The organism is Bacillus solimangrovi (assembly GCF_001742425.1).
Lineage (GTDB): Bacteria > Bacillota > Bacilli > Bacillales > Bacillaceae_N > Bacillus_AV > Bacillus_AV solimangrovi.
In genome coordinates this window covers 49,938-60,301 of sequence record NZ_MJEH01000015.1, presented here as the reverse complement: position 1 = coordinate 60,301, position 10,364 = coordinate 49,938, and the positions used below count along the sequence as shown (strand labels likewise).

Below are 10,364 nucleotides of genomic sequence, written 5' to 3'. Positions count from 1 at the left end.
AGCCAGGATCAAACTCTCCGATAAAAGATTGTTTGAAACTTGCTCGCACAATGTGTTCATTTCGTTCAGTTTTCAAAGAGCATTTAATGTCGCTTTAACATATTAACATCGAGCAATATGCTTGTCAACATTTTTTGTTTGTTTATTAAGTCGCTTATGTTTCTGACGACGTTTATTAATATAACAAGATTATCATATCACGTCAACATATTTTTATACTTTTTTTATATTTTTAAAAAGCTATATATTTCATTCATAACAAACAACAATTAAACACTTCACTCCATTTAAACATATCCTATTCCAACCTGCTATTCATTACTTAATAGGAACAATGAACATTTTCAAATGAAACGAAAAGAGAACACTTTCTTTAGAGAATAACTCATATCTTGTCCAAACACTCATATAAATATAGCAGTGAAAAGGAGGTGTTTGGGTTGAAATTTTTTGTTGTCGTTAACGGAAAAAAATTAAAACGATCAGCTATCTTATTAATGACTGCATTATTCACTGCAACCATATTATATATGAGTAATCTTCAAATTGCAGTATTTTCAACAGAAGATGGACCAAAGGCATTTTACAAAGGGGATGAAGAAAGTAAACATGTCTCATTAACATTTAATTTAAACTGGGGAGACGAAAAAGCTATACCATTATTAGATGTATTAAAATCATCCGGCGTGAAAAATACTACTTTCTTTATTTCTGGAAGTTGGGCAGAACGACATCCTGAAATTGTCCAACGAATCATTGATGATGGACATGAAATTGGTTCTCTTGGGTATGATTATCAAAATTATACTGATCTAGATGAAAAAAAAATAAATAGGGACTTAGCGTTAGCAAAAGAGGCTTTTAATAAATTAAAAATAAAAGATATTGAATTAATGCGTACACCTACTGGGAAAATTAGTAAAGAAGTCATTGAAGTTGCTGAAAGGCACGGGTACACACTCGTCCATTGGAGTGTTGATTCGAAGGATTATATGAATCCAGGTGTTGAACAGATTGTTAATCGTGTTCTAGTAGATATGAAGGGTGGCGATATTATCCTTCTTCATGCTTCTGATTCAGCTAAACAAACAATAAAAGTAATGCCGTTAATTATTAAAGGAATGAAACAAAACGGCTATACCAATATACCTGTGTCTGAGTTAATTGCGAATGCAAAAGCATCAAGCAAAGAAGTTCAATAGCCACCATATTAGTTTTATTTCTTAGCTCCAGTTAAACGATGTAAGATCAATAACTGCCATGCATTACAAATTAATAACGGAAAGACCATCAACCATAACCAATCAAGCTCGTTTACCCTTAACGCTGGGAACCATTCGATTATCGTTACGACAAAGATGAAGAAGACCGCCGGGATGAATGCATCTCGGTTTGTTTCCTTCATTTTTTTGTAAGCCACTGCTACCGCAAACGCCAATATGAGTATTGCAGGAAGCAAATATTGAACGATCGTCTCACCTGGTTTTAAAAAAGTTTTATATCGGAAATATACTAAATCAAAGAACACAAAAACAATTAGTACTATTTGTGCTTTATTCCACAACGAAACTGATTTGAAGATTCCTAACCCAAATCTATGTATCGTTAAATAAGCGAAAAAGCCCATCTGACTAATTAAACTAAAGATAAAACCGACTCCTAAAAACCAAATTGATGCTCCAAGTATTTCTCCTACGTGAAGTGAGCTAAATACCTCTGCATATTCGTCCCACTTTACCATAAAGCCTGTAATAACTGAGCTTACTCCTCCAAACATAAGAGTTGTAAAAAATAAATATACCCATTTACGACTATTCAAGAACTCTTCCTCCAAACAAAGGTGAATTTCTCCTATATGATTGTATCAACCGCTTTCGTAAATTGCTACCTATACTTTTTATAAAGGTGTGTATATTTTTGACGTAGCATTTCATATTAAGAAATAAGAAAATATGTTTTGGAAGGAGCCAGTTTGAATGAAAAAAGCTCTATCGCTCCTCATACTATTCTTATTTCTCCTCTCAGGTTGTGCAGGAAATGGAGCACAAGGTAGTAGCCAACCGGACTACGATGCTACAAAAAAAATGGTGGTCGACATCTTAAAAACAGATGAAGGTAAACAAGCCATACAAGAAATCATGAAGGATGACAAAATTAAAGAGTCCTTAATCATGGATCAACAAACTGTTCAAGAATCGATAACAAAGACATTAACTTCAAAAGAGGCGAAAGACTTTTGGAAAAAGCAATTTGAAGACCCTAAGTTTAGCGAAGCTTTTGCTAATAGTATCAAAAAAGAGCAAGAACAATTAATGAAAGACTTAATGAAAGACCCAGAATACCAAAGGAAAATAATGGATATTCTACAAAACCCAGAGATGCAACAACAATACCTTAAGCTCTTATCTACTCCTGATTATCGAGAAGAAATGCAGAAAATCTTAACAGAAACAATTGAAAACCCACTTTTCAAAGTTAAAATGCAAGAAATGCTCATTAAAGGTGCAGAAGAGCTTCAAAAGGGCGAGGATAAATCTAAGGATTCTTCTGATGAAGGTCAAGACTCTAGTGAAGAAGATGGAGGAGGAAGTAAAGGCTCTGACACATAGGTTGCACATTTATTGAAATTTCTGGTAGAGTAATGCTCCCGTCTTTTACTTGAACTCCATATTTCGCTTCACGATTTTATATTAACGTTTATACAACAGTTAACAAGTGGTCATAGAGAAGACTCAAAACTTTCTCCTACTTAGGAGTAGTTACCTCTTAACGTTATATTTTGTTCGTTTTTAACAAATCCCCGCTCCTTATAAGAAAAAGAGCGGGGATGTTATTAAGCTAGTTCAGCAACCCTTCTAGCAATCGTCATATATATTTTTCCTATTTGTTCATCTTCGCCATAAACTGATGGCGCAAAGTCATCTTCATCTATTTGAGGCTGACCAAGCGGAAGATTACCAATCACCTCAGTACGTAACTCTTCAGCGAGCTTTTCTCCTCCACCTTTTCCAAAGACAAATTCTTTTTCTCCTGTTAACTTACTTTCAAAATATGCCATGTTTTCTATGACACCTAGAATTTCATGGTCTGTCTTCAATGCCATTGCACCAGCACGAGCTGCTACAAATGCTGCTGTAGCATGAGGTGTTGTTACGATGATCTCTTTACAGGAAGGTAACATTGTATGCACGTCTAATGCAACATCCCCAGTTCCAGGAGGTAGATCTAGGAGTAAGTAATCTAATTCTCCCCACTCAACTTCATCAAAAAAGTTATTAAGCATTTTCCCTAACATTGGTCCTCTCCATATTATTGGAGAATTGTCTTCGACAAAGAAACCCATTGAGATTACTTTAACACCGAATCGTTCAACTGGTATAATCTTTTCCCCACGTACTTTCGGTCTTTCTGTTATACCCATCATATCTGGCACACTAAATCCATATATATCTGCATCAACAATGCCGACTTTTTTTCCTAAACGAGCTAATGAAACTGCTAGGTTGACTGATACAGTTGATTTCCCCACTCCACCTTTTCCACTAGCTACAGCTACAAATGTCGTTTTATTAGAATTCAAAATTGAATGTCCGCCACCTACAGTTCCTTGAGGTTGCAAATTAGCAATCACGTCTTCAGGAAGCTCTGCAAATCGAAGCCCAACTGATTCCGCTCCTGCACTTTTCAAACGTTGAACAACTTCTTGCTGTACTTGCATTTGTTCAGCTGTTCCAGTTTTTGCAAGAAGAATTTTAACGCTTACATGAGCTTTTTCTTCTTTAATTTTCACTTCTTGAATAGCATCTAATTCTGTTAGAGATTTATGTAAAAATGGTTCTTGCATGTTACCGAGAACTTCATAAACTTGCTCCATTGTTAACATATTACTTCCACCGCCTTGTATGTGTAAATAATTCCGAAATTTCATTCATTAGTATAGCACACATGAAACTTACACAAAAGAATTGTATCTCATACAACGTTCCCATATAGGTTCATTACATTCAAACACTCATTTAATACATTTTCCACTTCAACTATTGGTGAATAATTAAGCAGTAAATTACCACAATATATTTTGAATATAAGGTTAGCCAATGTATTTTTTTACGTGAACATCTAGATTGTTTCAAGTATTGAAGTAGAAACGTAACAGCAATTAACAATAAATTAACCACCGATCTAATCAATCGGCGGTTGTTCTGGCTCTTTCTCCCCTGTGTAGTAACGTAGAACCCCTTGATAAATTGCTGCTGCCATCTTCTCCTGATATGCATCTTGCCTCAATAATTCACGCTCATGTGGGTTTGACAAGAAACCTATCTCCACTAGAGCACCAGGTATTTTTGCATGTTTCATTAAATACACATGCTGAATAGCTTTTGCATAGCGATTCGTATTTTCTAAATTACGACGTATTTCATATTGAATAAATTTCGATAGTCTTTCACTTTCTTCTAAATGAGGATAATAAAACGTTTGTGCACCATGCCATTGTGGTGATGGTATGGCGTTCAAATGAATCGATAGAAACAAGTCGTTTCCTTTATCGTTTACGATTTCAACACGTTTTTTCAAGTCTTCCCGCTTCCGATTACTATAACCCTTTGTTCCTTTTTGTGCTAAGTCTATATCCTTCTCACGAGTAAGATAGACAAGGGCCCCCGCTTCCTGCAAATAATCTCGCAAATAAAGTGTTACATTTAATGCAATGTCCTTTTCTAATAAATCCTCATCACCAATTGCCCCACTATCAGCTCCGCCATGACCAGCATCTAATACGATCACTTTTCCAGATAAGGGTAAGTTCCATGTATTCCAAACATTCTCTGTAGACCACAAACTTAATACGAGAACTATTAGTCCACATAGACCAATACCAGTGAATGTTATGATCCATTTCCTTTTCATATCGTCCCCTCCGCTATCGTCTCTACAACACTATATGGGACAAGAACGCAAATTATGAAAAGCTATTGAATTTTATTATACGTGACATTTACTCAATTGGACTTATATTTCAAAAGGGTTTGACTTAGCGTTTGATTATCTAATCAATTTAACTCTGATTACAGATTAAGTGCATGATTTACTAATGATGAAGGCGAAGGCGATATTTCCTCACACCTTGTGAAAAACCTTCCTCCCACCATGAATACATAAAGTTCTCACATGCAATATAGAGTGATTCTTGCGCTAATTCATTTCCAGTAGTCGCCAAGTACCAATAGCTAACATAGTCATATAAATTGCTCGTCAGCTCTCTTTCAGTAGCATTTGAACGTTTACGTACTTTCTCAATTGATTCACCATAATAACCAAACCGACTCATTTCAGCTCCTAATAAATAAGCTTCTATCGCAAATTCAACAGTGGTATCTTCGATAGCCGTTTGGTAAACATGTTTAGAAAGAAAAAATGGAGCGAAATAGTGCTTAGTTTGCTCACATAACTCTTTTAAGGATAATTCTCTAAGCAATTTTCGTTCAAAATTAATTGAGCGCTTTTTTCGATGACTGTCCAATGATGTGATAGGTTCCATAATCATTCACGCCTTTTTTTACTTAGTTTTTCTCACATCTTGAAGAATTCATGCAAAAAACCATTATCTTTTCAAGTTATGTTTAAATAAAAAGTCTATTAGGATGGGACTGTTATTTCATTGTTAGTGGTGGTTAAGATAGGAATAGAAAATATATAGAGGTTTCTTACTAATGGTTATTGATTTGAGGTTAGGATTATTCTGATTCTGTAAAAGTATGATATTGTTCTCACACACTTTTTATTAATAAAGAAAACACCCCAGCTGAATATAGCTGGAGTGTAGATAGATATATTAACGTTTTGAGAACTGAGGTGCACGACGAGCGCCTTTAAGACCGTATTTCTTACGTTCTTTCATACGAGCGTCACGAGTTAAGAATCCAGCACGCTTAAGTGTTGTGCGGTATTCTGGATCAGCTTCAAGTAATGCACGTGCAATACCGTGACGGATAGCTCCTGCTTGACCAGTATATCCACCACCGTTTACATTTACATGTACATCATAGCTTCCTTCAGTTTCTGTAGCTGCAAGTGGTTGTTTAAGAATAACACGTAAAGTTTCTAGTGGAAAGAACTCTTCTGCGTCACGTCCATTAACAACAACGCGGCCTTCACCAGGAACTAGACGTACACGTGCAACTGATTTCTTACGACGTCCTGTACCGTAATATTGTACCTGTGCCAAAGTAAACCCTCCTTTTAATTATCCGCGAAGTTCGTAAACTTCTGGTTTTTGTGCTTGATGTTGATGTTCACTACCACGGTAAACATGCAACTTCTTAGCCATTTGACGTCCAAGTGAACCCTTTGGAAGCATACCTTTGATTGCAATCTCTAGCATCTTCTCAGGATAGTTTGTACGCATTTCGTTAGCAGTACGTACTTTAAGACCGCCAGGATGATTAGAATGACGGTAGTACATTTTATCACTTAGTTTTTTACCTGTAAGTTCAATTTTCTCTGCATTTACAATAATCACATGGTCACCAGTGTCAACATGTGGTGTATAAGTCGGTTTATGTTTACCGCGAAGGATTGAAGCAACTTCTGTTGAAAGACGGCCCAATGTTTTGCCTTCTGCGTCAACTACAAACCACTTACGTTCAACTTCACTTTGCTTAGCCATGAAAGTCGTACGCATTGTTTTCCCTCCTAATAATTCGATCAATTCTTTAGATTTCTGAAAGTCTATTATCAACACGATTAATTCCGGGGCTAATCGCGGATTCAGAAACAGTACCAAGGGATATAATATAACATTTTTGATGTCAATGTCAAGAAAATGTTACGCCTGGTTTAGTTGTTATAGGAAACTTCCCAAAGATAAAGCCCATTCCCCGGTGCAGTAACCCCAGTATGCTCTCGATTTCGCTCATTTAAAAGTTCTAACATTTGGGAAGGTGATATTTTGCCCTCACCAACCTGTAATAAGGTACCTACGAGGATTCTCACCATATTATAGAGAAAACCATTTCCAACGAATCGAAATATCAACACATCGTCTTCTTGTATACATTCTATTTTATATATCGTTCTGACCTTATCTTCAACTTCACTTCTCGCTGAGCAAAAGGAGGTAAAATCGTGTGTACCGATGAAATCTTTTGCTGCTTCTTCAATATCCGACATATTTAATGAACGTGGAAAATGGTACATATAATTTCGATTAAAAACATCCCTTTTTTTACTTAAATTCACAAAATAGCGATATTCCTTCTTCTTAGTACCGAATCTGGCATGAAAATAATTTGAGACATATTCAGTTTCATTCACTACAATGTCATCTGGTAGATTCGCATTAAGAGCTAATGTCCATTTATGAACGGGTATCGAAAGTGGCGTATCAAAATGAATCACTTGGCCACGAGCATGTACTCCCGTATCTGTCCTACCTGAAGCAACTACCTTAATAGCTTGCCCTTTATGAATACGACTTAACGCATGCTCTAATTCTTGCTGTACTGTTCGTTTATCAGGTTGTACTTGATAGCCATTAAAACTAGTGCCATCATATGAAATCGTGCATTTGATTCTTTGTAAATCATTCATATCAATCATCCTCTTAGAAGAAAGAGCACAACAACGAGCAATAATAATATAATAAATGCTAACGTATCCTTTGTACTCCATGACAGCTCTCTTAATTTTGTCCGACCTGCATCACCACGATATCCACGAGCTTCCATAGCTAACGCCAAATCTTCTGCGCGTCGAAAGGCACTAATAAATAACGGAACAAGCATCGGTACAATGGCTTTAATTCGATCTTTTAACGGACCACTGCTGAAATCAATACCTCTAGCTGTCTGAGCCTTCATGATTTTTTCTGTTTCCTGCATTAAAGTCGGGATAAACCTTAATGAAATTGACATCATTAGCGCTAACTCGTGAGCAGGCACACCAATACGTTTGAATGGACCTAATAAGTTCTCCATTCCATCAGTGATTTCAATAGGAGTTGTCGTTAGAGTTAACAATGTTGTAATCATAATTAAAAATAATAACCTGCATGAGATAAATATCCCCTGTTGAACCCCACCTTCATATATTTCAAGCCATCCGAAATCAACAAGAAGTTCTCCTTCTTTAGTCATAAACAGATGCAGAATGACTGTAAAAAGAATAATCCAAAGAATTGGTTTCAATCCACGAAATAAAAATGAGAAAGGAATATGAGATATAATTACAACAGTAACTGTGAATATGCCAAGTACAGTGTAAGAAATTGCATTATTTGCAAGAAAAACGATAAAAACGAAGAAGAAAATGGACAATAGCTTGGAACGTGGGTCCATTCGATGAATAATCGATGTGCCAGGTACATACTGACCAATGATAAAATTGTTCATCATCGTTGGTCACCTCCAAGCATAAGGCTTTTTATTTGTTGGGAAATTTCTTTAGGTGTAAAAAGATTATAATCTAGACGTGTGTTAAATACCTTTTCCAACTGTTGGAGGAATACAACTGACTCTGGTACATCTAAACCAATTTCTCTTAACTGCTCAGCTTCAGAAAATACTTCTCTCGGTGTACCTTCCATATATAACGTTGCTTGATCCATAACAAAAATATGTTCAGCATATTTAGCTGCATCATTCATATTATGTGTTACAAGAATAATGGTAAGCCCTTTTTGTTCATGTAATTGTTGAAAGAGAGCCATCATTTCCTTACGACCCTTTGGATCAAGACCTGCTGTTGGTTCATCTAATACAAGGACATCCGGCTCCATTGCAAGAACACCTGCAATTGCAACACGACGCATTTGCCCCCCACTTAAATCAAATGGAGAACGCGTTAACAGCTCCTCAGGTAGTCCTACAGCATTCAATGACTCTTTAGCTATTATTTTCGCATCTTCTTCAGACACCCCATAATTTATAGGTGCAAAACATATATCCTTTTCCACAGTTTCTTCAAACAACTGATGTTCAGGATATTGAAAGACCATACCAACTTTCTTTCGTAACGCTTTCAAATCTTTCGCTTTTTTATTAGAAGAGATAACAAATTCTCCAGCCTCAACCTTTCCCTTCGTTGGTTTTAATAAGGCATTTAAATGTTGTACTAACGTAGACTTACCAGATCCAGTGTGACCGATTACTGCATAGTATGCATTTTCAGGAATTGCTAAATTAATGTCATATAGGGCAGTTCTCTCAAAGGGAGTATGAATTTGATAACGATGCTCTACATCTTTGAATACAATTTCCATAGTCTATCCACCATTTCCCCATGGGTAAGGTATACACCGTCAACGTCTATACCACATTTCTCTAATTCACGACTCAATTGAATCGTAAATGGTAAATCAAGGCCAATTTCAGTTAGTTCATCAGCTTGTTCAAAGAGTTCATGTGGTGTTCCTTCTTTGTATACTTTCCCTTGATTCATTACAATCACACGATCAGCTTCAATAATTTCTTCAAGCTCATGTGTAATTGATATGACCGTCATTTCAGTTTTACGTTGTAAGTCCCTAACTGTCTCAACAACCTCTTTTCTACCTGATGGATCTAACATAGAAGTTGATTCATCAAGGATCATAAGCGAAGGTTGTAAAGCAATTATTCCAGCTATCGCAACGCGTTGTTTTTGTCCACCAGATAGATGGTGCGGCTCTTGATTCAGAAAATCCGTCATCTTCACATCTTGAAGAGCATGTTCGATTCGCTTAACCATTTCTTCACGCGGAATACCGATGTTTTCCAACCCAAAAGCCACATCATCTCTTACTGTAGCCCCGACAAACTGATTATCAGGGTTCTGGAACACCATACCGACACGTTTACGTACTTCCCATACCGTATCTTCATTAACTTCTATATCATCATCTAACACAACATTACCTTGTTCAGGTATTAATAGACCGTTTAAAAGTTTTGCTAAAGTAGATTTCCCTGAACCATTATGACCCACTACTGCAGTCCATTCTCCACGTTTTAAAGATAAGTTCACATCTTCTAATGCCCATTTCTCAGCGTTTGGGTATTTATAATATAAATTGTTCACAGATAATAACTTGTCCAATTCGTTTTATCCCCTTCCACTCGGAGTGATTTCGACAATTTCCTCGGAAATATGTCTCATATCCTCAGGAAAGTTTATTTTTAGAATTACAAATGATGATTCTGATTAGAGCTACTTCAGTATTACGAATAATCGTTTAGGATGAAAAGATGTTAATAATCAAAGTGAAGTCTCATTTACTGAGAATGACAGAGTCTTAAACGAGTAATTACTATCTTTCAATTTACAGAGCTCATCATACATAATTCGTGTCTATTTGCATAGAACTAATTATCACGCAATAAAAA

At 36.2% G+C, this 10,364-nt stretch carries 12 protein-coding genes; 2 read left to right on the top strand and 10 right to left on the bottom strand.

Translation table 11 applies throughout. The annotated features are described in order from the left end of the window. Window positions 1-440: 440 nt before the first annotated feature. Complete coding sequence (gene pdaB, locus BFG57_RS07215; protein ID WP_069716821.1) at window positions 441-1,202, top strand: polysaccharide deacetylase family sporulation protein PdaB; 762 nt, start codon at window positions 441-443, stop codon at window positions 1,200-1,202. A 14-nt stretch (window positions 1,203-1,216) separates the two neighbouring features. On the opposite strand, the gene BFG57_RS07210 is transcribed toward pdaB, so the two are convergent. Then, window positions 1,217-1,819 carry a KinB-signaling pathway activation protein gene (locus BFG57_RS07210; RefSeq protein ID WP_069716820.1) on the bottom strand — a complete coding sequence of 201 codons (603 nt, stop codon included), beginning with the start codon at window positions 1,817-1,819 and terminating at the stop codon, window positions 1,217-1,219. Between the two features lie 157 nt (window positions 1,820-1,976). Here BFG57_RS07210 and gerD point away from each other — a divergent pair, with 157 nt between their 5' ends. Further along, a complete protein-coding gene (gerD, locus tag BFG57_RS07205; RefSeq protein ID WP_069716819.1) occupies window positions 1,977-2,609 on the top strand; it encodes a spore germination lipoprotein GerD in 633 nt (210 codons plus the stop codon). 224 nt (window positions 2,610-2,833) lie between these two features. On the opposite strand, the gene BFG57_RS07200 is transcribed toward gerD, so the two are convergent. The 9 genes from BFG57_RS07200 to BFG57_RS07160 all read right to left on the bottom strand — a co-directional run bounded on the left by BFG57_RS07200 (window position 2,834) and on the right by BFG57_RS07160 (window position 10,077). Then, entirely contained in the window at window positions 2,834-3,883 is a 1,050-nt protein-coding gene (locus BFG57_RS07200; RefSeq protein WP_069716818.1) for a P-loop NTPase, read from the bottom strand. A gap of 299 nt (window positions 3,884-4,182) precedes the next feature. Next, window positions 4,183-4,911, bottom strand: coding sequence for an N-acetylmuramoyl-L-alanine amidase CwlD (gene cwlD / locus BFG57_RS07195; protein ID WP_069716817.1), 729 nt, complete (start codon window positions 4,909-4,911; stop codon window positions 4,183-4,185). A 181-nt stretch (window positions 4,912-5,092) separates the two neighbouring features. Further along, the gene (locus BFG57_RS07190) at window positions 5,093-5,548 is read right to left on the bottom strand and encodes a DUF2521 family protein (RefSeq protein ID WP_245676715.1); all 456 of its coding nucleotides are present in this window, start codon (window positions 5,546-5,548) and stop codon (window positions 5,093-5,095) included. A gap of 288 nt (window positions 5,549-5,836) precedes the next feature. Then, a complete protein-coding gene (gene rpsI, locus BFG57_RS07185; RefSeq protein WP_069716815.1) occupies window positions 5,837-6,229 on the bottom strand; it encodes a 30S ribosomal protein S9 in 393 nt (130 codons plus the stop codon). An 18-nt stretch (window positions 6,230-6,247) separates the two neighbouring features. Further along, complete coding sequence (gene rplM / locus BFG57_RS07180; RefSeq protein ID WP_069716814.1) at window positions 6,248-6,685, bottom strand: 50S ribosomal protein L13; 438 nt, start codon at window positions 6,683-6,685, stop codon at window positions 6,248-6,250. Window positions 6,686-6,840: 155 nt separating this feature from the next. After that, entirely contained in the window at window positions 6,841-7,593 is a 753-nt protein-coding gene (gene truA, locus BFG57_RS07175) for a tRNA pseudouridine(38-40) synthase TruA (RefSeq protein ID WP_342670284.1), read from the bottom strand. A 5-nt stretch (window positions 7,594-7,598) separates the two neighbouring features. Further along, window positions 7,599-8,396, bottom strand: coding sequence for an energy-coupling factor transporter transmembrane component T family protein (locus tag BFG57_RS07170; RefSeq protein WP_069716812.1), 798 nt, complete (start codon window positions 8,394-8,396; stop codon window positions 7,599-7,601). Continuing rightward, window positions 8,393-9,262, bottom strand: a complete 870-nt coding sequence (locus tag BFG57_RS07165; RefSeq protein ID WP_069716811.1) for an energy-coupling factor ABC transporter ATP-binding protein — start codon at window positions 9,260-9,262, stop codon at window positions 8,393-8,395. Before BFG57_RS07165 ends, BFG57_RS07170 begins: the two co-directional genes overlap by 4 nt. Beyond that, window positions 9,238-10,077, bottom strand: a complete 840-nt coding sequence (locus BFG57_RS07160) for an energy-coupling factor ABC transporter ATP-binding protein (protein WP_069716810.1) — start codon at window positions 10,075-10,077, stop codon at window positions 9,238-9,240. The genes BFG57_RS07165 and BFG57_RS07160 overlap by 25 nt, the downstream gene beginning before the upstream one ends. Between the last annotated feature and the right edge of the window lie 287 nt (window positions 10,078-10,364).

Bases quoted from the DNA above. Each gene is read 5' to 3' on its own strand.
- cwlD (WP_069716817.1), bottom strand. From the start codon at position 4,911: ATGAAAAGGAAATGGATCATAACATTCACTGGTATTGGTCTATGTGGA.
- BFG57_RS07190 (WP_245676715.1), bottom strand. From the start codon at position 5,548: ATGATTATGGAACCTATCACATCATTGGACAGTCATCGAAAAAAGCGC.
- BFG57_RS07165 (WP_069716811.1), bottom strand. From the start codon at position 9,262: ATGGAAATTGTATTCAAAGATGTAGAGCATCGTTATCAAATTCATACT.
- BFG57_RS07200 (WP_069716818.1), bottom strand. From the start codon at position 3,883: ATGTTAACAATGGAGCAAGTTTATGAAGTTCTCGGTAACATGCAAGAA.
- BFG57_RS07170 (WP_069716812.1), bottom strand. From the start codon at position 8,396: ATGATGAACAATTTTATCATTGGTCAGTATGTACCTGGCACATCGATT.
- gerD (WP_069716819.1), top strand. From the start codon at position 1,977: ATGAAAAAAGCTCTATCGCTCCTCATACTATTCTTATTTCTCCTCTCA.
- truA (WP_342670284.1), bottom strand. From the start codon at position 7,593: ATGAATGATTTACAAAGAATCAAATGCACGATTTCATATGATGGCACT.
- rplM (WP_069716814.1), bottom strand. From the start codon at position 6,685: ATGCGTACGACTTTCATGGCTAAGCAAAGTGAAGTTGAACGTAAGTGG.